The organism is Saccharicrinis sp. GN24d3, from assembly GCF_052400645.1.
In the GTDB taxonomy this organism is placed as follows: domain Bacteria; phylum Bacteroidota; class Bacteroidia; order Bacteroidales; family Marinilabiliaceae; genus Saccharicrinis.
Genome location: NZ_JBQTGI010000001.1, coordinates 331,095 through 353,825, shown reverse-complemented (window position 1 = coordinate 353,825; position 22,731 = coordinate 331,095). Strand labels below are relative to the sequence as shown.

Genomic DNA, 22,731 nt, shown 5'->3' with positions numbered 1-22,731 from the left:
CAATCTATTTCCTTATATTAACTTTAAAAGCCTCCAGTCTGGGGGCTTTTTTATGCTTTATCATGCACCACATACAACCTTAAAAGACTTCATCCATCAACACCGCCCTCCCGATTGGTAAACATGTCGAAATTCTACTTGGCCTAAGCCATGACAGTATCTCCAAATCCTCAACCAAAACACCAATAAGCTACTAATGCAAAGCTAAGCATCCACACCTACTATCCCGTAGCATGAATCTTGGAGTTAAGGGATGATTAATGCAATAATCAAAAACTATTATACAATATCTCATAATTTCCATCCTCTAACGCCATTTTTTAATAAACCAATATATTTCAAAAACTCACGACTATCACATATAGATGTACTTACTTTCACGATACTAAATATCGAATATATCGCATATAGCGCCATACAAAACCTACTATGATAAGAATAGTTTAAAATATGAATTTAATTACATCACCTCTACATGAACCAGTTCACAAGTCATATCGGTCCTGTGTATACCAGTTACTTTAAATAGTGCATTAAAGTGTTTTGTCCCTTTGGGAAGTTCATTGAAGAATTCGTCGAGCCATACTTGATTGGTGAAGTTTCTAACGGTGGCAAGCGTGCCAATATCATTGTTGGAGGTTAAAAACAGGGCCACATTGTTGTTTTTCAAGGGCATACACGAAACCATAGCATATTCTGTTTTCCTACCGTTTTCGTTGTGCGTTGTATATTTCAGCTTTTTCGTGCCATCCTTATACATAAAGCCATCCACATACTTTGAAAACACTTTGCTTTTACTCAAAAACAGTGCGTCCGAAGCGTTCATGGTTTTAAATTGTCCCACATAAATTATATTGTAATCTCTGACTTGTTCTAATCGCAACTCCGACTCCAATCGCACTTCAAATTTATTGTCATGTGCGTAAAACCACCTATCCAATTCATGCAAGGCATAAGGTGCCATCTTTGTCATCATGGTATAGTCTGCAGCCCTTAAATCGGTTATATTATTATCGCTCATATATTTAGATAACTCATATTGCGAATTTATGCCTTTTATATGCACCGGCATCCACGAGCCATCCTCCAGTTCTTTTTCGCAAATAAGATGATCGGCTATAACACAAATATTCTGTGCCTTGGGAGAAAAATAGTCATCCCAACAATAGGATTTATCTTTAGGATAAAAAACAAAAACCAGGGCACTAAGGGCCAACACAATTCCCGCCAAGATAATGGCCATATTGTTTGTTAAAGATTTTTTTTCACCATTTAAATCATCGCTGTTTTCAATTTTCAGGGTTTCTATAAAATGCACATTATATTGTCCCTTCTCAATCCTGAAAATGACCTCATCCTGCTCCCCCACTGCCTGATAATACTCATCGAGTTTTTTTCGTAGGTTAAACATATATACCCTTACCCTGCCATCATTACTATCCGGATTGTAATTGTTTTGAAATAATTCAACTCCGATTATATGCTCTTTAATATCTTCACCTTCCACAGCCTTACCTACTAAAAAACTCAGTAAGCGCGCATTTCTGGGTGACTTAGTGAAAACATAGTGGTTAACAACCTTATCCAGTGACTGATTAATTTTTATGATATCGGGTATGCTTTTCATATAAGCACAAAACTATAAAAATCTAAACTAACAATAAATAATCATTTACATTTTTATAACATTGACTGTCAGGTTAGTTAACATTATAATTAACGGTTAAATTACAGTTTCTATTTACGCTAAACAACACATAATCATGTGGTTTTATAAATTTACATGACACTTAACGCCATAGATATCCATTTAATTTCTTTTAAAAATTATGACACGATTAGGACTCATTATTTTTGTACTTACAACTATAAGTATAGCCTCTTGCAGTAATTCACAACATCTCAACAAAAAGGAACTTTTTGACTTTGATTGGAAATTCACAAAAGGTGAAGCTATAGGATCAGAAAATCCAAACTTTATCGATAATGGTTGGCAAACTGTCAACTTGCCCCACGATTGGAGTATAGAAGGACCCTTTAGCAAAGACAACCCTTCGTTTTCGCGCGGAGGCTGGTTACCTGCGGGAAAGTGTGCTTATCGCAAAAATTTTATGGTTGCCAAAGATCAGAAAGACCAGCGCTTCGTTATATATTTCGATGGTGCCTACCGTAACTCTGAAGTTTATATTAACGGAAATCTTCTCGGGAAAAGACCATTGGGTTACATTGCTTTTTACTACGATATGACACCGCATATCAAATTTGGAGAATCCAATGTGATTGCCGTAAAGCTCGACAACTCTTCGCAACCGGGTTCTCGTTGGTATACAGGTACAGGGATCTATCGTCATGTTCATTTAATTACCACCAATAAGTTATATATCCCCATTTGGGAGAATTACATTGTAGCCAACAAAGCTTCTGAAAAAAAGGCCACATTAGCTATTGAAACCAAAGTTCAGAACGATTTTAAAGAGGACAAAAACTATAAAATCATTTACTCTGTTTATAATCGAAAAGGAATTGAAGTAGCCCGGAAGGAAGCCGAGCAAAACGCAAAAGCAGGACAAAGCCATACTTCAAAAACAGAAATTGCACTTAAAAATCCGGAATTATGGAATCCTGAAAATCCACATCTTTATTCTGTAAAAACAGAAATCATTACCGATGGAAAACTAATCCATTCGCAAACGGATAACACAGGAGTTCGGAATTTAGCATTCGATAGTGAAAATGGTTTCTTTCTAAATGGCAAAAACATTAAATTAAAAGGCGTTTGCCTGCATCACGCCGGTGGTCCACTGGGCGCAGCTGTTCACAGAAGAACTGTTGAGCGTCAGTTGGAGAAATTGCGCGAAATGGGATGTAATGCAGTTCGTACCGCCCACAATCCGTTCTCCGAAGAGTTTTTGAATGTATGCGACAGCATGGGTTTTTTAGTGATGAACGAAATGTTCGATGAGTGGGAAAAAGAGAAGGAACCTGCTACTACCCAAAACGGTAAAAAAGTAAGAATCCCTGTTGATTTTTACGCTAAGATATTTAAGGAGTGGGCAGATAGAGATATGACAGATTTTGTTCAACGTGATAGAAATCACCCTTCTGTTATCATGTGGAGTATTGGTAACGAAATAGACCAGATGCGCCGCCCCGAAGGAGAGCCCATCGGTAAACGCTTGGCGGATATCGTTCATAAGTTGGATTACCGTCCTGTTACAAACGGGGTACATGGTTATGGTTGGGGTGTTTGGCCTGATCCGGGTGCTGCTGCGGTCAATGATATTTACGGATATAACTATATTAAAGATGAAGGCCTGGACAAAGAACGCCAACAACAGCCTAACACCATGGCTATAATCACCGAACACGAATCAGCACAATCCTTCTACCCTCGCGGAACATATCTATATGGCGATGCAAAAACAGCTTGGTGGGACAAATTAGGCTATGAACATGATGAAGCCTACGAATGGGTCGAAAAAAGAAATATCCGGGGCGAAAGCGGAATGGATGCATGGAAATGGGTTAAAGAACGTCCGTATGTGATGGGTATGTTTATCTGGACCGGCTGGGACTACCTGGGTGAAGTGATTCCGTTTGGATGGCCTGCCCGTTCGTCTTCTTTTGCACCTATTGACTTATGTGGATTCCCAAAGGATGGGTACTACTTTTACCAAAGCCAATGGTCTGATAAACCCATGGTTCACATTTTTCCTCACTGGAACTTTAAAGGTATGGAAGGTAAAACCATAACTGTACACGCGTTTACAAATGGCGATGAAGTTGAATTGTTCCAGGATGGAAAATCCTTGGGTAAAAAGAAAAATAGCACAGAAGGAGTAGAATACCAAAGCTGGAACACAGTTTACCAACCGGGCGAACTTAAAGCTGTATCGTATAAAGATGGAAAAGTTTATGCAGAGAAAACGGTTAAAACAACTGGTGATGCTGCAGAAATCAAGATGGAAACCCGTCGCCAAACGATGAACGCCAATTCTCAGGATTTAATTTATGTGGAATGTACTATTCTGGATAATGACGGCAACGAAGTTCCAACGGCCAACAACATGCTTGAATTTGAAATTTCAGGACCAGCCACTATTGCCGGAGTTGGTAATGGTGACAACATGTGTCTTGAGCCTTTTAAAGCATCTTCACACACTGCCTTTAATGGTAAATGTTTAGCTATAATTCAATCTACTAAAGAAGCTGGAACTATTACGGTTACAGCTAAATCGGAAGATTTAGAAAGTGCAATGATCCGGTTAGAATCAAAGTAAAATCGATTCACCCTGACTGTTGAGTTAGGGCATCGAGAAATATACATCTTAGTCTTTAGCCATGATGCCCCAAAAGTCATGGCTTAAGCCATTAAATCATAGATAGCCGAAGCTGTTTCAAAAGTAGTATGCTCAACCGTGGAACTTATGAATTGTAAGTTGGGATACTAATAAATACCCATTCCATTTACACGGCCTTACAATTTATAAGATTGCTCAAAAATTTATTGACTTCTAAGTCAGCCCCTTATTGAAAATTCGCTAATTTTTTATTCATGAAAAAAAATCTCATCCCCTTTCTTCTTTTATTCTGTTTTCAACTTTTATCATCACAAAACAAGTTTGACACTTCCACAGTATCACTCACCCAATATCAAATACCTGAATGGTACAGTGATGCCAAACTTGGCTACTGGTGTACCTGGGGACTATATTCTGTTCCGGCTTATGCCGGTGATCATGCAGCAGAATGGTATGGCAGATGGATGTATAACGTGGACGATGGTTCTGGCAAAGAAAAAGGACATGGACATGAAAAACGTGGACTTAAAACGGCTGCCTATCACAAGGAAAAATTTGGGAATCCATCTGAATTCGGATACAAGGATTTTATCCCTCTGTTTAAAGCCGAGAAATGGAATGCCGATGAATGGGCCGACTTATTTGTGGAGGGAGGTGCTAAGTTTTTTGTATTTATGGCCATGCACCACGACAACTTTTGCTTGTGGGATGCAGAAACACAACCTTTCAACTCTGTTAAATTGGGTCCTAAAAGAGATTTTACATCGGAAATGAAAACTGCTATTCAAAAACGCGGGTTGAAGTTTGGTGTATCGAACCATTCAGCATGGAACGGGCAATTTTTTGAATACAACCATCGCAATGGTTTCGATGGTTTAAAAAAAGAAAACCATGCCTTATATGGCACAGGCAAAGTTGATTCTGCCGCTGTTGAAAGATGGTGGGCAACCACTACAGAGCTGGCCAACAAATACCAACCCGATTTATATTATTTCGATTGGGGATGGAATTTAAATGCCTTTAAAGAACAACACCGAAGAAACTTCCTGGAATATTATTACAACAAAGCCATAGATTGGGGAAAAGGAAAATTCCCCTCCCCTAACGTGGCTGTAAATTATAAAAACAGGAAAAAGCTTCCTACCGGATCGGCAGTGCTGGATTTAGAAAGAGGCGGCATGGAAAGTACTGAACCTCGCCTCTGGCAAAATGATACTTCGTTGGGTTTACACTCATGGAGTTACGCACCCGACGAAGAATATCGCTCGGCCAACCAAACTATTGATATGTTGATGGATATTATCAGTAAAAATGGTGTCCTGCTGCTAAATATCGGCCCTAAATCTGATGGGACCATCCCTACAGAAGCCAAAAAAACAATCAAAGAAATTGGAAAATGGTTGAAAGTAAATGGGGAAGCGGTATATGCCACGCGCCCCTGGGAAATATACGGTGAAGGCCCGACTGTTCCTAACGAAAAAATGCACGGCGACCAGGTTGAATACTCCTCCGAGGATATTCGTTTTACGAGAAGCAAAGACAATAAAACCTTATATGTTACTTTCCTCGGGTATCCCAACAAAGCACTTGTTCCATCTTTAGCAGAATTAAATTTGTCAGGTTTAAAAAAAGCCACCCTTTTATCCTCTAGAAAGAAGGTAACATACAAACAATCCGCTAAGGGCTTAAAGTTTAAATTACCTGCCAGTCTGCCTAAAGATGATTTTGCTTACTCTATCAAGTTAACGTTTAAAACATCTATTTCTTCATTTAAAGAGAATTTGTAGTTGGTCACCGCCCCTATCCTCGTGGTCAGATTGTAACTGACCTTTCCCAGAATGACGGACATTTCCATGGCCATTCTGGGAAAGGGGAGAATCGTTCTGGGTAAAGTCACAATAAATATTTCTTGGAAAATATTGGTTCTGTCCTAGTCCAACATCATTCTCCCCTAGGTCAGGAGTGTTCTTGCCGAACTATCTGCCAAACTCTGAAAAAAACAATATCCCCCTTTTTTTACAAGCATTTTATTCAACTCAAAAATCTGGTAATTACTAACATTGTCTTATAAAAAACAACAACCGAACAACTACACAAGCCGCTTCTATATATTAATAAAAACGCAGCGCCTCCGTGTTTCTGTGTTCATTAGTCCTATAATAATGAAAACATTAGCTACCATACTTTTATCTATCCTGTTTGTTACCACAGCATATGCCCAAAACAAACAAAAACAAAGTCCACCAGATTCGTGGCTTACTCCCTTATTAGCCGACAGCGCTAAATACATCCTCGAAAGCAAGGACAGCATTGTTTGGGGCTGTGCTCCTATTTACGATGACGAAGGAAAAGTGCATGTTTACTATTCTACTTGGGAGAAAGAGGGAAATTGGTTAATCCACAGCAAAATTGCCCATGCCGTTGCCGACCATCCCGAAGGCCCATATAAAAAGTTAGGGGTTATTATGGAGGGACGCCAAGGCATGTGGGATGCGCATACCATCCATAATCCAACTATTTATAGAGTCGATGGAAAGTATATGATGTTATATATTGGTAATGATACTACCCAACAAGACAATTGGCGCGACAGGGCCAAATCAGCCAATACACAGCGCGTAGGTATGGCCATTGCCGATAATCCTTATGGCCCTTGGAAACGTTTCGACAAACCTGTTATTGACGTTTCGCCCGACACCATGGCTTGGGATGGATATTGTACTGTAAACCCGGGCTTCTTGAAACATCCCAATGGTGAATATTGGATATACTACCGTAGTTGGGACCGCCGAAATGATGACCGCCGAAAAACAGGTGTAGCAATGGCTAAATCGCTGGAAGGCCCCTACGTAAAATACAAAAACAACCCGGTAATTGACTTTCCTGAACGAGGGGGACAAACCGAAGATCCCTACTTTTTTTATTACAAAAACAAATTCCATTGCTTGATCAGAGATATGGGCAACTACGACTGGTTAAGCGGACTCTACCTGGAATCGGAAGATGGTTTAAACTGGGGGCAATACTACCGAAGTCATCATAAAGGTGCCCATTATTTACCTTTACCTGAAAAAGCCCGTTACGAACGCGTGCAAGTTTTATTTAGAAATGGTGAACCTGAATATCTATATAACGCCGTGTTGCGCGAAGGTAGAAAGCACAGTGGAGCGGTGTTAAAAATTAATATGCCCGAAGTTGACAATCCTCTGCCTCCTGCCCCAGCCGGATATCAATGGATTAAAAATGAGAAGTTCTCGGATGAATTTAATGGCTCAGAATTAGATACAACACGTTGGCACCAACGCTCGCCATTCTGGAAACATGGTCGCCCACCGGCTACTTTCCGTGATTACAGCGTATCGGTACAAGATGGTTATATGCAAATCAAAAACTCGGTGTTAGAAGGAGATCCCAAGTACAATATTGCAGGTGGCGCTGTGGCATCCAAAGCCATGGATGCTCGCTTTGGATATTACGAATGCCGCATGAAAGCATCCAGCATCTCCATGTCATCAACTTTCTGGTTAAAAAACTTGCCAGAAAAAGATGGTTGTACCCGCAATCGCCAGGAACTGGATATTGTTGAGGTAGTTGGTAAACGTAAGACAGGTCACGACTTCACCAATATCTTGCATTCGAATACCCATTACCAGCATTTTGATTGCCAAGGCAATAAGAACAGCAAATCAGTAGGTGGGAACTGCCCTATCGTTCCAGCCTCCAATGAAGCTTTTCATACCTATGGCTGTTGGTGGAAAGATGCCAATACGCTGTTGTTTTATTTGGATGGGGAATATAAGTTTACCATCAAACCGAGCACTGAGTTTAACGATAAGCCTTTTAACAGGCCAATGTACATGCATCTGGTAACTGAAACTTATAATTGGGAAAGTCCACCTACGGTTGAGGAACTAAATAACGATAAAATTAACACTACTTATTACGATTGGGTTCGTTCGTACAAACTGGTTCCAATAAAAACGAAAGCCGGTGAAGGACTAACCAAGCCGAAGAAGTTTTACAAGGACACGGTTGATTTCTCCATTGCACCAGTTCGCTTGAATAACAAATATCCACTCTCTGACCAAAAGAACAATGGCAAATGGAAGTTGCTTAAAGACTATTCTGATGAATTTTCTGACGATACTTTAGACATTAAAAAGTGGTACCCCAACAATCCGGGGTGGAAAGGTCGTAAACCAACCTATTTCCATGGTTCTAATGTGAGCTTGGAAGGTGGTGAGTTAATTATGCAAATTAATCAGCATGGCAATGAAAAATTACCTGACGGCTACACCCACTCTGCAGGTTTTATCAAGAGTAAAAAGAAAATTTTGTATGGATATGTCGAAGCTCGTTTGAAACCAATGAATGCGCCTTGGGTAACCGGATTCTGGATGACCAATGTAAGCAAAGATTGGTGGACTGAAATTGATATTTGCGAGAACTGCCCTGGAGTGGAAGATAATCGTCATGATTTGAATTCTAACATACACGTTTTTAAAGCACCTCAAGATAAAGGCGATGTTAAAAAACACTTCTCCAGAAACGAGAAATTTCACATTCCCTTTGAGCTTCAAAAAGATTATCACACCTGGGGATTGGAATGGGACAAGGATTATATTCGCTTTTATCTGGACGGAGTACTTTTTCGTGAGGCTGAAAATACGCATTGGCACCAGCCTTTGGAAATCAACCTAAATAACGAATCCAATAAATGGTTTGGAGCTTTGCCTGATGATACTCGTTTGAATGAGCTTTACAAAGTGGATTATGTAAGAGTTTGGACCACGCGACGGTAGCGGCCATGCGATGGCAGCAAAACCATGAATGGTAGCGGATTATTGATACATATCTTAAAACACGCTTAATACCAGTTTTAAATTACGTGGTGAGATTCAGCACTCCTCCATTAAAAGGAGGAGTACGTCGCCAAAGGCGAGGTGAGGTGGTTTAATACGTTTTAATTTCATTCAAAGAATCTTAAATAAATAAGTCATAATACACTCCGCATATTACTAATCAAAGGAAGTTAAGATTGTCCTCGACCTAAATTTTACCACCCTTTTGAACCCTATTTTATAACCGATACTTCGCTTACCTTAAGTTAATTTTATATCCTACAATCAGCAAAAATTAAATTTAGATAAATGAAGAAAGTATTTCTACTTTTGCTACTTGCATTTACCATAGCCATAAATGCGCAAACCAACCTACTGCCCGATGCAAGTTTTGAAACCGGAAGCATCACAGGATTAAACGATGATTATTACAATTATGCCGGTAAAACACTTTGGAGAGCCTGGCCTTTCATAGGTTTCGAAGCAGATACGGAAATAAAAAACAGTGGATCCCGCTCTTTAAAAGTGGTATTTCGTGATTATGGTTCAGGAACTCCTACATTCCGAACTGAACAATATCCTGAACTGGAAACAGGTACTTACCAATTCTCATTTTACTACAAAACAGATATCGATCGTTCTGCATCCGAATTTAATGTTGATATTCGTTATGGAACCCAAACCGCTGGCACAACAAGTATTGGCATTTATGATGTTCAAATAAAAAGCGAGGCCAAAGATGGTTTTGTAAAAGCCATGGTTGAGTTTGAAACAGATGAAAACTTCACAACATTTGCCCCGTATATCAGGGTACCGTTCATTTCTGACGGAGCATTCTTTCATATTGACGATGTAATGTTAAACAAAGTTTCTACGGAGCCCAAGGCTACCATGCCTACCCCCGAACAGGGCGCCACAGGAATAGGTACTAATACCACTACTTTACAGTGGATAAACGGTGTAAATGCTGTAAAAAGAAATGTTTATCTGGGAACATCAGCCGGTAACCTTCAGCAAGTAGCTACCGAAATTACTACTACGTCCCACCAGCTAACTGATTTAGAAAATGAAACAGAATATTTTTGGCGGGTGGATGAGATGGATGCTTCTGGAACTATAACAACCGGTGACGCATGGAGTTTTACAACCCTCACATACTACGAGGAGAATATGGATCTTATACAAACGCAACGTGTTGAGTCCGATAATGTAATTAGCTGGAAACAGTTTGGTCCCGGAAACGCCGGTTTTGTTAACTTTCTGCGTTACCACCCTCTCCTACCCGATTTCTGCCTGACTTCGCCGGATATGCTTAACACTTATCAAACCGAAGACAACGGAAATACCTGGCATACCGTAAAAGATGTGGATGGCAAAGGGGATTTCTCTCGTTTGTACGATATGTTCTATTCTGCCAAAACCGAGAAATTTGCCATTGCCATTGAGAGCTCTAGATTATACATCAGTAACGATACGGCTCGCAGCTGGCAAGTGATAAAGGATTGTCCATGGTACACACACATGGATACCGATGGAAACGAAGGACGCTCATGGTATCGTAAAATTTCGGCAGTAGCTATCGACCCTCAGGATGACAATACCTGGTATGTGGGTGCAGGAAACTTTTGCCGTGGCCAGCAACAACTGTGGAGCACAGTAAGCTCCCCTACCTACGCTAATCCCCGTGGTAACGAAAACATATACAACAATATTAAATACCAGGGTAAAATCTGGAAAACAACCGATGCAGGAGAAACCTGGACTGAATTTACGAATGGATTTGATGAAAAAGCCCAGTTCTCAAGAATCATCATCCATCCCGAACATGATAATATGATTTTTGCCGGTTCGCAATATGGTTTATACAAGTCGACCGATGGAGGAACCTCATGGACAAATATTGGTGAGGGCAAACTGGATAACAACACCATTATGAACATGGATTACTACTACGACGCAGCATTGCACAGATTTGTGTTGTATGTAGCGGATCAAGTCCGTTATTATCCTGATGGACAATCCACCCGCTGCAATGGTGGTATCTTTAAATCAGAAGATAACGGAAATACATGGACCAACATCAATGGCAATTTAGGTCTGGATATTAACCAATTAACAGGCGGAGTTCCATACAATTACTATCAATATATTGCAAAATGGTTCGGCATAACCGTGAATGAAGCGCAAAGCACCTATCCAATTCTACCGACTGCTGCATTGCAATATTTCAACTCATTAAATATTGACCCGAGTGGAGAAGATGCCTTATATGTGGGTTTCTATGATGCGCAGGTTCAGAAATCAATTACACCCGGGCGTTTATGGAAAACAACAGATGGAGGTCAGACTTGGATTAACGTAGCTCGTGATTATGGTACTGCCTGGGAAGCAGACAAAGCCTACTGGGAAAGCAGAAACAACCCATACAATGACAACATGGAGGAAGGTCACCAGATCTCGAACCAACAGTGGAACCAGAACTATCCTTTACGTTCGTTAAGATATAGTGCAGTTAATGCACGCGGTGATGTCATGTTGCTGTATGCCCATAATACCTTCCGCAGTACCGATGGAGGAACTTCTTTCAAGCAGATTGACGAAACCTATACCAGCCATGGAAATATAATGCCTGCAGGAAACAGTAACCTTCCGGGCCAGTGCATCTGGCAAGACAAACGGTTGGGCGAAGATATTTTATATTGCGGTTCGGGTGAGCACCACTTGTGGAAAACCACAACCGACGGAACTGATGGCAAGCAGGCGGTGAAATACCTGAACGGTGCCCAAGAGAGCGTATTTGCGGGTGCAACCCATCCTTGGGACGAGAACACCGTTTATACCACCTCTATGCGTCAAAAAGATTTAGACAGGATTTATAAGTCTACGGACGGAGGAGAGACCTTTGTCGATTGGGGAAAAGCCACTGAAGCAGAAGAATGGATGAGAACAAACCATATTCGCATTGACCCTGTAAATCCTGACAACATGTACTTTGGAGTAACGGAAGTAGCTGGATCTGGCGGAGGAAGCGGAACCGATGGCCCGGATAAAGACAAAGAAGGTGGTTTCCATAAGTCCAGCGATGCCGGCAAAAACTTTGCCCCAAGCAACAGCGGAATGCCGGCCAAGGTTTGGGTACGAGATATTGAGTTCGACCCTAGAGACGATACCAGGGCATCCTTATTTGTTGCAGCCCCTTGGAACGAAGAGGTACAAATAGATGGAGGTTTATTCCATTCAACCAATAGAGGTTCCAGCTGGACCGAAGTTCATGTCTCCGATAAAATTGAAGGGGTCAACAATATAGCTTTCGACCATACAGGACGTTTATATGCTACCGCAGGAAGAAGGGCTGCTGCGGGTAATGCAGGAGGTTTGTTCTACAGCGACGATTACGGACAGAGCTGGACTCAAATTTTTGAGGCCGAATTTGTGGAAAACTTTGACATTTCTCCTTTCGACCGCAATGTGTTGGTTTTCTCAATGGGCGAATTGGCAACAAACCCCGGAGTATTTATCAGTTTGGACAGGGGAAAAACATGGACTAAAAGCAATCAAACAATAGGCACGCCTAATAAAATAACCCAGATAGAGTTTGACTTACACGACCCAAATACCCTTTGGCTTTCTGTAATGGGCAGTGGTTTTTATAAGGGCACTTTTACAGGTGGAGATAACACTCGTAAAATTACCGTTACTCCCGGTACTTCAAAAATAGAGATTAACGGCACGGTTCAACTACAGGTATCAGCACCTGAAATATCGGGCATATTAATGTATAAATCTGGCAATACAAGCGTGGCAACCATTTCGGAAGATGGTCTGGTGACCGGGGTAAAACAAGGTGCTGTTAAAATATGGGTTACTTCCGAGGATGGAAGATATTCTGACTTTGTTTATTTGGTTGTAAGCGGAACCGACATAGGTATCCGAAACCAAAGACATATTGATTTATCTGTTTATCCTAACCCGGCCAAAGAGCTTTTATTTGTCAAAGGTGATTTCACAGGGAATTTAGGAATGAGAATTTACGCCCCAAACGGAATTCTGGTGAAACAGATAAACTGCGGCAATTCTAATAGCATAGATATTTCAAACTTAAACCCTGGTTTATATTTCTACTTACTGGAAAACGGCGAAGGTGTTGCAACCGGGAAGTTTTTGAAGGAATAGTATCGAAAATTATTAATGTTGCAATTTTATAATCCTATAAGAGGTTGTCTCAAAGGTCAAAAATATTTTGACTTAACTTAAAAATTGTAAGCACCTTTTAAATGGCTCTTCCCTTTGCTCCTTAGGGTAAGGGGAAAGTACGCCGCCAAATGGAACGAAGGGACATCACAATTCAAGAATTTTTATGTACTTTGGGAGGCGGTGGGAAGGGGACTTATTAGCCTCCCAAACTACAATTCCTACTTTCTACTGTTAAGCAAAATACTTTTGAGAAAGCCCCAAACGAAAAAACCAATGGCTGTATCTAAGATTCAACATTAAACCCGCAATATGCATTAGAAAATCTATTACACATTGAAATTGTATCAAAACAAGACACTCCGCTGCTTCACTTCAACTCACCATAACGATGCTACCGAAAGTAATCGGGACAAGTGATGCCTCGTTTCAGTAATGCTTTGTTTTATTGTACTTGCAATGCTCATGACGAACCTCCAATACATAATCCGGGTTAAAAGGTGGTATTATGGGATGATTCAAAGACGAATTTAATTTTAAGCTAAAGTATTTTAAAAACGCGGAATCCATGTGTCTATGTGTTCATATTGTACTTCTCATGCTATGTAAATAATAATTGCCCGGATAAATTTAAAGGATCGTTAACCGGATTGGCGTTTTACTATGCTTGGAACGAGGAATCAAAAAACATGTTTCGGATATTGAAATGATCATACTTCCCTTGACGGATGTTGGTTTAGCAATGGACCGGGTTTTGTACTATCACTCCTGGGGCAACGGCAGCAAAGCGTGGAGCGGCAAAGTAAGCGACTTGTTCTACCATGTATACAAGAAAACCATTGATAAAAGATTTTGCTGATTACAGTTGGTACATGCCGAAAAAGATTAGGGGTTACGAACTGTCTGACCAAACCAAAGTTGGCTGCTTTCAATACAATTTTATATGCCCTTTATTCTGCCTATGAAATTTAAAAATGCTGTATCATCCAAGGTTCTGGATTCATTGGATTGCCGAATAAGCACCTCACCATCTTCGTTTTTAATATAAAATTTAAAGATAAAATCGGCATTTTCATCAATGCCCATTTTACCAAACCGAAGATCGGCCAGATAAAGCCCATTTTCATCTTCATTTACGTGATAATAACCTTTCGTAAACCGAATTAGCTTATTTATATGTTCGTTTTCTGCTATTGCATCAAGTTTGGCCTCGTTTCTGGGGATAAACAAAAAATCCGCAGGTATCCTTGAATCAAAGTTGGAATGCAATGCCATATAATATCCTGAATCTGATTCAGCCAATCCCATCCACAGAAAATTGCTTAGCGGCAAGGGCGTCGTTTTAAATCGTTCATACGTAATATGTTGTTTTGCAAAGGCTTCTTTAAAAACTGAATTAATATGCACTTTATTTCCTACGGTTCCCAACAAATACAACGAGGTAAGAATAATTGTGCTTGATATAAGCCTTCGCCTCAGCAAAGATTCTCTTCTTAAAAATGGAATTACAAGCAATACAAGGATAAACGGAAGCGTGTAAAAAATATCGACAATACCGATGGTTCCCAGTTCAACCCTGAAGTCTGAAAATGGCAATAAAGCGCCCGTACCGTAAGTGGTAAAATAGTCTAATATGGGATGTGTAAATACTGCCCAGAAGATTAGAATCGTCCATTCGCCCCTGGTGATGTTCATCTTTTTCCGGTGAAAACGATAAATAAGCCAACCCAGCACAGGAGCCAACAAAAAAGAAAAAATTAAGCTATGACTAAAGCCCCGGTGTACAAAAAGTCCGTCCACCTCACTAAAGAACGGAGTTATCAACACATCTAAATCTGGAATTAATCCGCCAACAGCACCCCAAACAATGGCCTTGTTTCCTGCTTTTTTACCAAGAACAAGCTCTCCCACACCGGCCCCCAAAACGGTTTGTGTAACTAAATCCATAATTTTTAAAATTTAAGTTATTCTAAGTACTGTTTCTTAATCTAAACCTTTTTAAGTATTTTTTGTTCAACTTTAAAATGTATTACATTAAACACTTTGGTTGGCCGATTTGATAAAAAGCCATCTTCACTAACCACCTAATCTCTCTTTACAATGGAGATGTAAACAGTATCAACCTTTAAAACATTATATTATGCTTCGCATATTTAAAAAGAAATCAAAAATTGAAGTATTACAAAAGAAATACGAGCGCTTATTGAAAGAATCCTACCAATTATCTACGGTTAACCGAAAGGCCAGTGATGAAAAAGTAGCTGAGGCTAATGCCATTTTGAAAGAGATTGAACATCTGGAAACTGTCAAACGTAATTAATATGAAAACAATACTTATAGCAATTATGGGACTTTTCTTGATTAAAGGTGAAAAAACATTGTTCGACTTTGGCACGCCGGAAAATTCGGGAGATTGGAAGATCGTCAACGATGGGGTAATGGGAGGCTTATCTAAAAGCGATTGGGTTTTAAACCCGGATGGCACGGCCACATTCAAAGGAATTGTTTCCTTGGAAAACAATGGGGGATTTGCTTCTGTTCGAACGTTTGTGGCCCCATTGGATCGAGATCATTTTAAGGGGGTGATGGTGCGTGTGAAAGGTGACGGAAACTGGTATAACATTCGTTTTCGAACAGATCGGAATTTTGATGGCTATGCCTATCAGGCCAAAATAAAAACGGACAAAGGCAATTGGAAGGAGCATGCCATCCCTTTCGAAGATTTTAAACCAACTTTTAGAGGGAACACCTTGAAAAACAAGCCGGCATTAGAATCTAAAAACATTTCTCAAATAGGTATTCTTATTTCGGATAAGCAAGCCGGAAATTTTAAATTGATACTGGATTGGATAAAGTATTATAAATAACCTCACTATTAGCTTGAAATGCCAAACAACTGCCCTCGCCGGTTATCATGGCAGTTGAAAAAACGGAATATTTTATTCAATGGCCGCAATCCTGTTAATATCTGCGCCTTCAAGGTGCTTCAGCTGTTGCGGGTGAAAGTATAAATTAATCATGGCCCGTGATAATTTCGTGGTTGTAGTAACCGACTTCATGCGTTTCATCAGCGGGAAAAAAGGTCTGAAAATAAAATATAAAGTGTTGTACAATCCTGTTCGCGACTTTACTCCTCGCTCCGGTATAATTGCTCCGGGGCGAAAGGCATATGCATCCTTAAAACCCATGTTGAGAATCATATTTTCTGTTTTCCCTTTTACCCGGGCCCACATCAACCTCCCTTTTTCTGTACTGTCCGTGCCTGTTCCGGAAACATAGTTGAAAACCATGTTGGGATTGATTCCGTAGAGTTCAGAAGCAAGCGCTTTAGTGATGGCATATGTTAATTGGGTGTATTTCTCTTTGCTCATTCCTGCCGAGGATACCCCCATACAATGGCAACATACATCGTATCCTGCAAGTAGCTCTCTAATTGCAGTAAAGTCGTTAAAATCTTTATGAATTACTTCGTTTACCTTTGGATGCGTTATGCCCAGTGAATTTCTGTTAATGATTAAAACCTTTTCTACCCTTGGATCGTCGATACATTCAAGTAACAAACCTATCCCTATCATGCCGGTTGATCCTGTTATAATTGCTTTCATGAGTAATCTAATTTAATTCCTGTTTATAATAAATCGTTAGATTTTAGATAAGAGATAATTGACTTATTTTCAAGGCGCTGAAGACAAATCCATTCCCTCAAATATCGATTATTCCAAAACAAAGCTAAGTCAGGTACTAAAAAATGTTTAACGAATTGCTGTAATAACAAAACTAATCTAAAATTGGATTGGAACGTATACAATTTACTGAAATACTCATACATTTTACAGGTGACCAAAGAATATCCTCCAGGCTTGGTACTTTACCTCTAATACGCCGCTATTTTTTGGCAGAATATCGGTATAAAATACGTTGGCAAAATTTTTAATTTCGTATGGCGACTGCCATGGAATTTATAAAATGTTTGCAACGTATTTAATTTTTAAAGTTCATAAGAATCAAATTCTTTAATAGAAAATAACTTCTTATTTCTAATCTGTAATTCAATAAATATAATATTTACCGACGCATTCCTGTTTTGAATCTCAACTTTTCTAACATATGAAATTTTACCTGTAAAAATGCCAAAGAAATAATTATAAACCCTGAATATTGAAATAGGTACACTGTATTTTATTTTCTCTTTAAATGTTAACTCATCAATTATCAAGTTGTCTGGTCCTTTCTGCTTGTAATGGTTATATATGAAAAAATCTAGTTTATCACTACCTATAAATAATTGCGATAATCTGTAGCCAATGACAGAAAAGACAATTACCGAAATGAACAAATTAATTATTTCTAAATACTCCATTTATGCGATTGTGCTAAACGATTACAATTACTTATTAAGCATTATTGTTCCTTTATTTTTTCAATTTCGGATGCATGACAGTCAAATTTTTAATCAAAGATTCCAATGGTTTACGTTTTTCTTTCGAGATATTTCTATTGTCAGCATTTATTACAATTACTAAATCTAAGTCAGGTACTACATTTATGATTTGCCCTCCATTTCCAGGGATAAACCAAGAATTAAATCCGTATTCAGTTTTCACCATTTGCCATTGATAACAACTATATAAAGGATACCTTATTTCAATGTATGGTTCAAATATTTTGTCCATCCATTCTGACGAAACAATTTGTTTGTCATTCCATTTCCCTTTATTCAAATGTAGCAATCCATATTTCGCAATATCTCTAGATTTTAGTTTTAGTCCACCTCCAACATCATAAATTCCATTTTTTGAAAACCAATGATAATCTTTTATTCCAAGAGGTTTGAAAAGGCTTGTCTCAGTATACTCTGCCATATTTTGTCCTGTTGATACCTTTATTATCTCTCCAACGATGATATTGTTTGGTCCACTATAAGCATATTTAGTCCCAGGCATTGCCTCCATAGGTAATTCAATTGAGGCTTTAAATAGATTATCCACCTTATCCATTTTATAACCCATGTTATTGGGGTCGTTAACAGGTAAAGAAACTTCATCCCATTCAAATCCAGCTGTGTTTGTCAATAGATGCTGTATTGTGATTTTGTCTTTTAGCGTGTCATTGGATTGAGATGAATAGTCAGGAAAGAAGTCGAGCATTTTTTCATTTTCATCTTTAATTTTCCCTTGCTCTATGGCTATACCTGTCATAATCGCACTGAAACTTTTAGTTGTAGACGCTAAAAAATGTAAATGATTCTCATCCCAGTCATTATAATATTGTTCCACCAAAAGTTCATTTTTGTGAATAATCAACACACTATGCAGATGGCCGTACAGTCCACTACAAATATCTTTATTGACTGTCTGAAATGCATCAAAGTCAAAATGATGTTGCTCCAGTGTAGATACTATTAATCCGTCATTTTTGTCTAAAGGTGCTTGATAAGAGCAGTCTATTTTCTGTTTGCAGCTTATAAGGCTTATAATAATAAGTAACCCTATTGATTTTTTCATATCGTAGAATTTTTCTTGATTTTAATAACACCTAATCGGGATAGAATAGCGGATTACTCCCCCTAAAACAAAACTAATCTAAAATTAGATTGAAACGTATACAATTTACTGAAATACTCATACATTTTACAGGTGACCAAAGAATATCCACCAGGCTTGGTACTTTACCTTCTCTACGCTGCTATTATTTGGCAGAATATCGGGGTCAGGCAGATTATCCTAATCGGTCGGGCTTTTGTCTTTGAGCCAGAAAATATCCAAATTGGTTTTATCTCTTGCCAATATTTCTTCATAGGTGAATTTCCACCACCGACCATCGGGATTTTCTTCACTCCAGGTTTCGGTAGGTTTGTGGCGGTTATCGGGATTGTAGCGCTTGACAAAGTCGGCTAAACCAGCCATCGTCATTTGCTTTTTCTTAAGCGTACGGTGTAGTTGGTACGGTAATCGTAAATCCACACATCTTTGGTTTGTGCTACTTTACTGGCAGGCTTATTATCGAAGAATAACACATTGGCTTTTACGCCATGCGCATAGATTAACCCCGTAGGTAAACGCAGGATGTGTGTAACATTGGTGGGGTGGTTCATTTTTGATCGTTATTGCAGAGAAAATTCATGAATTTTCTCTGCAATAATAAAAATATCAACAACCATGCACATCATCATAACCATAAAACCAACCGTATCAATCACCATTGTGATTGAATTTGTCCTCCTCCCATTTTTTGGGGTTGTTGATAATGTAATTTTTAATGCGTTGGTAGGATTTATCATCACGGATAATATGGTCGTGGTAATTGGGTTGCCAATTTTTATTGCCGGGTGTGTTGTTCAATAAATTAATATGTTTGGATGTTTGCATCTGTAATTTGCCCAATATTTTGGGGATTATCATTTTTCGCCGTTGTTTACGGTATTGTTTTGTTTCATCGGTGGTTGGTTTGTAATTGGGGTTGTTCCACCATGGTTGAATGGTTATTAATGGGGCGGGGGTCGGGGCGGGGGTCGATAGAGAAAATTCATGAATTTTCTCTACGTGACCATCACAATCCACGTGACCATTACCATTACCATTACCATTACCATTACCATTACCATTATCATTATCATTATCATTACCATTACCGTTACCATTATCATCACCATTATTACCCGTATATTTTTGGGTTAATTCAATCAATAAATGAATATGGTTGGGCATTATGACCCATTCATCCATAACAACACGATGATGATAATCAGGCATTTTAAATATTTCGTTTTTAACAATTTCACCATACATCGATAATAACATTTCACCATTTTTTATTTCACCCAAAAAACATTCCCTGTTGAATGTGCATATGGTTATGAAATAGTAACCTGGGGATGAATAATCCCAATATTTACAACGATTAGGTTCAATGCGATATTTACCGTTGAATTTTGTCATTTGTTTTTCTATGAATTTTCTCTGCGCCGCTAATGCCTCGTTTAATTCGTTAATAATGTGGTCCATCTCGATACCAAATAATTGTTGCATTCTGCCTCGTCTACCTTGCGCATCAAATGGTGTGTAATCTAAATCCTCTATTTCAATATAATAGTTTTTTTTCAACTTGCGAACAACTCTTCAACAATCCCATATCATAGGGGCTTGCATCTGCTTTGTGCTTTGTGAATAGCATCAATACCGGGCTATTGCGTTCTTAAATATTCGCACTTAACTGTATCTACTTTTTCAAATCGACTGACAACCTTCTCTACCTCCGACTGGCGTATACTGAACTCTATTTCGCACGACAAGTCAAACTTTTGATTTGTCATATTCAAGCCCTCATCTTTAACGATTTTCATAACATCGTTCATCACCAAATAATCGAACTTTATACTGTACATGTCGTTAACGGTTTTTTCTACAATTACGGCATTGTTTATGGCATCAGCCGTAGCCTCTTTATAAGCATGTATCAAGCCGGGAACGCCCAGTTTGGTCCCACCAAAATATCGGACGACCACCACTAGAATATTGGTCAGCTCCATCGACCTTAATTGGCCGTGAATAGGTTTGCCTGCGGTACCGGACGGTTCTCCGTCGTCATTGGCCCGATAGCGCAAACCGTCGGTTCCCAACTGCCAGGCAAAGCAGTGATGCCGTGCATCGTAGAATTCGTCCTTTAACTGGCGGACATGTTCTTTTATCTCTTCCTCGCTGTATACCGGATATGCATACGAAATAAACTTGCTTCCTTTCTCTTTGTATATTCCTTCAGAAGGCTTATCGATGGTTTTATAATTATCTATAATGTCGGCCATAATTTTTAGTAGAAGTGCAAATTTACAAAAAGATAATTAATACAATACCATTCGTAATGCAGCGGCAGGATAACAAGTTTATTTTTCGAAGTCAACCTACAAACCGCAAGCAAGGGGTAAGCCGTTCCACCCTTACGGCCTGAGGTCAGGGGAAAGCACGCCGACCAATGGAACGAAGGGACATCCCGATTCAAGAATCTTAATTACTTCGTGAGGCGGCGGGATGGGGGATACTCAAATATCTGCCTTACAAATCGTATATTCTATTGTTAAATAAAATACCTTTGATACGCTCCCAGTCTCTTGGGCCAAAGCTTACGGTGCAAAGATGCTATAATTAATTACCTTTTTTCTTTGTATTATTATAGTAACTATGCTGCAAGTTATATCCTGTAGAGGGAGTCTAATAATGTTTATATTTAAAGTGGGACTTACAGATTAAAAGCAGAGAGACTCAGTAATCCCCAACCCCGCATCTTTGATGCAGTACTTCATCTAGATTCGGAGCTCAGGGGAAGAGCCATTTGCTCTGCACTTACAAATCGCAGGTTTACAATTTTCATAAACTTAATTTCGGACACCCGGTATACCGCCCATCCGCTTTAGCCTTGCCATTAACGCTTAACTTCACCTTTATGGCTGGGCAGACAGGCAGGCAAAAAGACTCACGCCCCGCAAGCTAGGGAGATGCTTATCTTTGTTGATTTGTATAAGGTAAAAAACAGGTGAGGCTTAACCGTCATTTCAGACATGACACTAGTTGCACTGTAAGTGCCTAAAAGAAAAGGGATGCCCATATTGCATAAACATCCCTTTCGCCAATTAAACTCAACATTTCCTACATAGGATTATATACCAAGTCAATTTTTTGTTCTTGCGAATCCCCCTTGTTTGTTCTTAGAATAAATTCTATTTTATTCTCATCGTTTAGCTCCCCAATAGATGACAAATCCATTAGATTGTACGATTTATAGGTGTAATACTGTGCGCTAACATCAGCTGATTCAGGATAATAGTTACGCAAATCCAAAATAACAGGTTCTCCCTCTTCTTGCTGTGTTTCGTCGTAACACAACGAAAAAATATGTTCCCCATCCTGCTGGTCATAATAAACTTGTATGTTTAAATAATCCCCGGCAATGTGGTAGTCTGTTAAGGTAATAAACCCGTCACCAATGGTATCCCTGCTGGTTTCATCCAAGGTTACAATATCCGAAAAATCTACATCATAGAATCCTTGCAGCTCTACTAAATGATCATATAAGATAGGTACTTCGGGTGTTTCTTCGATAATAAAACTAACAATTACCCTATCGTAAGGTTCCAGGTCAAGTTCAGAGTCATCAAACTCAACCACCTTGAGTTTCTCCCCGGTGTCAATATCCACATAATAGTATCCCCCATCGTTATATATGAATCCGTAGTACGTATAAATGGTCGGTGATGGCTCGCTTTCCTCCACGCAACTCATCATACCCATCAACATCACCAATAAAAATCCTATTTGCTTTAATTTCAATAATTTCATATTACTATGTATTTTACGTGTGTTATTTATTCTGTTTAAAAGTACTATTTCCCTTTATATATTCAATAC

At 39.2% G+C, this 22,731-nt stretch carries 16 protein-coding genes; 6 read left to right on the top strand and 10 right to left on the bottom strand.

Annotated features, from left to right (window positions below):
* Nucleotides 1-460: 460 nt before the first annotated feature.
* A complete protein-coding gene (locus ACT29I_RS01100) occupies nucleotides 461-1,627 on the bottom strand; it encodes a helix-turn-helix domain-containing protein (RefSeq protein WP_430937182.1) in 1,167 nt (388 codons plus the stop codon).
* A gap of 202 nt (nucleotides 1,628-1,829) precedes the next feature.
* Here ACT29I_RS01100 and ACT29I_RS01095 point away from each other — a divergent pair, with 202 nt between their 5' ends.
* From ACT29I_RS01095 to ACT29I_RS01080, 4 genes are all read left to right on the top strand, one after another.
* A complete protein-coding gene (locus tag ACT29I_RS01095) occupies nucleotides 1,830-4,280 on the top strand; it encodes a glycoside hydrolase family 2 TIM barrel-domain containing protein (RefSeq protein ID WP_430937183.1) in 2,451 nt (816 codons plus the stop codon).
* Nucleotides 4,281-4,555: 275 nt separating this feature from the next.
* Nucleotides 4,556-6,088 carry an alpha-L-fucosidase gene (locus tag ACT29I_RS01090; protein WP_430937184.1) on the top strand — a complete coding sequence of 511 codons (1,533 nt, stop codon included), beginning with the start codon at nucleotides 4,556-4,558 and terminating at the stop codon, nucleotides 6,086-6,088.
* Between the two features lie 375 nt (nucleotides 6,089-6,463).
* Nucleotides 6,464-9,103 (top strand): family 16 glycosylhydrolase, encoded by a 2,640-nt coding sequence (locus ACT29I_RS01085; RefSeq protein WP_444792513.1) that lies wholly within the window; start codon nucleotides 6,464-6,466, stop codon nucleotides 9,101-9,103.
* A gap of 348 nt (nucleotides 9,104-9,451) precedes the next feature.
* Nucleotides 9,452-13,315 carry a VPS10 domain-containing protein gene (locus ACT29I_RS01080; protein ID WP_430932665.1) on the top strand — a complete coding sequence of 1,288 codons (3,864 nt, stop codon included), beginning with the start codon at nucleotides 9,452-9,454 and terminating at the stop codon, nucleotides 13,313-13,315.
* Nucleotides 13,316-14,272: 957 nt separating this feature from the next.
* Here the strand turns inward: ACT29I_RS01080 and ACT29I_RS01075 are convergent.
* Nucleotides 14,273-15,280: a metal-dependent hydrolase gene (locus ACT29I_RS01075; protein ID WP_444792512.1), complete on the bottom strand. Its 1,008-nt coding sequence runs from the start codon at nucleotides 15,278-15,280 to the stop codon at nucleotides 14,273-14,275.
* A gap of 193 nt (nucleotides 15,281-15,473) precedes the next feature.
* Here ACT29I_RS01075 and ACT29I_RS01070 point away from each other — a divergent pair, with 193 nt between their 5' ends.
* Both ACT29I_RS01070 and ACT29I_RS01065 read left to right on the top strand, forming a co-directional pair.
* Nucleotides 15,474-15,653: a Lacal_2735 family protein gene (locus tag ACT29I_RS01070; protein ID WP_430932663.1), complete on the top strand. Its 180-nt coding sequence runs from the start codon at nucleotides 15,474-15,476 to the stop codon at nucleotides 15,651-15,653.
* 1 nt (nucleotide 15,654) lies between these two features.
* Nucleotides 15,655-16,200 carry a CIA30 family protein gene (locus ACT29I_RS01065; RefSeq protein WP_444792511.1) on the top strand — a complete coding sequence of 182 codons (546 nt, stop codon included), beginning with the start codon at nucleotides 15,655-15,657 and terminating at the stop codon, nucleotides 16,198-16,200.
* Nucleotides 16,201-16,272: 72 nt separating this feature from the next.
* Here the strand turns inward: ACT29I_RS01065 and ACT29I_RS01060 are convergent, their stop codons facing one another.
* The 8 genes from ACT29I_RS01060 to ACT29I_RS01025 form a co-directional block, all read right to left on the bottom strand.
* Nucleotides 16,273-16,938, bottom strand: a complete 666-nt coding sequence (locus ACT29I_RS01060) for an epimerase (RefSeq protein ID WP_444792510.1) — start codon at nucleotides 16,936-16,938, stop codon at nucleotides 16,273-16,275.
* Nucleotides 16,939-17,321: 383 nt separating this feature from the next.
* Nucleotides 17,322-17,693, bottom strand: a complete 372-nt coding sequence (locus ACT29I_RS01055; RefSeq protein WP_444792509.1) for a hypothetical protein — start codon at nucleotides 17,691-17,693, stop codon at nucleotides 17,322-17,324.
* Between the two features lie 52 nt (nucleotides 17,694-17,745).
* Complete coding sequence (locus tag ACT29I_RS01050; protein ID WP_430932659.1) at nucleotides 17,746-18,837, bottom strand: serine hydrolase domain-containing protein; 1,092 nt, start codon at nucleotides 18,835-18,837, stop codon at nucleotides 17,746-17,748.
* A 219-nt stretch (nucleotides 18,838-19,056) separates the two neighbouring features.
* A complete protein-coding gene (locus tag ACT29I_RS01045; RefSeq protein WP_430932658.1) occupies nucleotides 19,057-19,239 on the bottom strand; it encodes a hypothetical protein in 183 nt (60 codons plus the stop codon).
* Between the two features lie 2 nt (nucleotides 19,240-19,241).
* Nucleotides 19,242-19,427 carry an N-6 DNA methylase gene (locus ACT29I_RS01040; RefSeq protein ID WP_430932657.1) on the bottom strand — a complete coding sequence of 62 codons (186 nt, stop codon included), beginning with the start codon at nucleotides 19,425-19,427 and terminating at the stop codon, nucleotides 19,242-19,244.
* 97 nt (nucleotides 19,428-19,524) lie between these two features.
* The gene (locus tag ACT29I_RS01035) at nucleotides 19,525-20,436 is read right to left on the bottom strand and encodes a type I restriction-modification enzyme R subunit C-terminal domain-containing protein (RefSeq protein ID WP_444792508.1); all 912 of its coding nucleotides are present in this window, start codon (nucleotides 20,434-20,436) and stop codon (nucleotides 19,525-19,527) included.
* 80 nt (nucleotides 20,437-20,516) lie between these two features.
* The gene (locus ACT29I_RS01030; RefSeq protein WP_430932655.1) at nucleotides 20,517-21,134 is read right to left on the bottom strand and encodes an IMPACT family protein; all 618 of its coding nucleotides are present in this window, start codon (nucleotides 21,132-21,134) and stop codon (nucleotides 20,517-20,519) included.
* An 838-nt stretch (nucleotides 21,135-21,972) separates the two neighbouring features.
* Nucleotides 21,973-22,662, bottom strand: a complete 690-nt coding sequence (locus ACT29I_RS01025; RefSeq protein WP_430932654.1) for a NigD1/NigD2 family lipoprotein — start codon at nucleotides 22,660-22,662, stop codon at nucleotides 21,973-21,975.
* Nucleotides 22,663-22,731: the final 69 nt, after the last annotated feature.

Bases quoted from the DNA above. Each gene is read 5' to 3' on its own strand.
- ACT29I_RS01100 (WP_430937182.1), bottom strand. From the start codon at position 1,627: ATGAAAAGCATACCCGATATCATAAAAATTAATCAGTCACTGGATAAG.
- ACT29I_RS01095 (WP_430937183.1), top strand. From the start codon at position 1,830: ATGACACGATTAGGACTCATTATTTTTGTACTTACAACTATAAGTATA.
- ACT29I_RS01090 (WP_430937184.1), top strand. From the start codon at position 4,556: ATGAAAAAAAATCTCATCCCCTTTCTTCTTTTATTCTGTTTTCAACTT.
- ACT29I_RS01085 (WP_444792513.1), top strand. From the start codon at position 6,464: ATGAAAACATTAGCTACCATACTTTTATCTATCCTGTTTGTTACCACA.
- ACT29I_RS01080 (WP_430932665.1), top strand. From the start codon at position 9,452: ATGAAGAAAGTATTTCTACTTTTGCTACTTGCATTTACCATAGCCATA.
- ACT29I_RS01075 (WP_444792512.1), bottom strand. From the start codon at position 15,280: ATGGATTTAGTTACACAAACCGTTTTGGGGGCCGGTGTGGGAGAGCTT.
- ACT29I_RS01070 (WP_430932663.1), top strand. From the start codon at position 15,474: ATGCTTCGCATATTTAAAAAGAAATCAAAAATTGAAGTATTACAAAAG.
- ACT29I_RS01065 (WP_444792511.1), top strand. From the start codon at position 15,655: ATGAAAACAATACTTATAGCAATTATGGGACTTTTCTTGATTAAAGGT.
- ACT29I_RS01060 (WP_444792510.1), bottom strand. From the start codon at position 16,938: ATGAAAGCAATTATAACAGGATCAACCGGCATGATAGGGATAGGTTTG.
- ACT29I_RS01055 (WP_444792509.1), bottom strand. From the start codon at position 17,693: ATGGAGTATTTAGAAATAATTAATTTGTTCATTTCGGTAATTGTCTTT.
- ACT29I_RS01050 (WP_430932659.1), bottom strand. From the start codon at position 18,837: ATGAAAAAATCAATAGGGTTACTTATTATTATAAGCCTTATAAGCTGC.
- ACT29I_RS01045 (WP_430932658.1), bottom strand. From the start codon at position 19,239: ATGGCTGGTTTAGCCGACTTTGTCAAGCGCTACAATCCCGATAACCGC.
- ACT29I_RS01040 (WP_430932657.1), bottom strand. From the start codon at position 19,427: ATGAACCACCCCACCAATGTTACACACATCCTGCGTTTACCTACGGGG.
- ACT29I_RS01030 (WP_430932655.1), bottom strand. From the start codon at position 21,134: ATGGCCGACATTATAGATAATTATAAAACCATCGATAAGCCTTCTGAA.
- ACT29I_RS01025 (WP_430932654.1), bottom strand. From the start codon at position 22,662: ATGAAATTATTGAAATTAAAGCAAATAGGATTTTTATTGGTGATGTTG.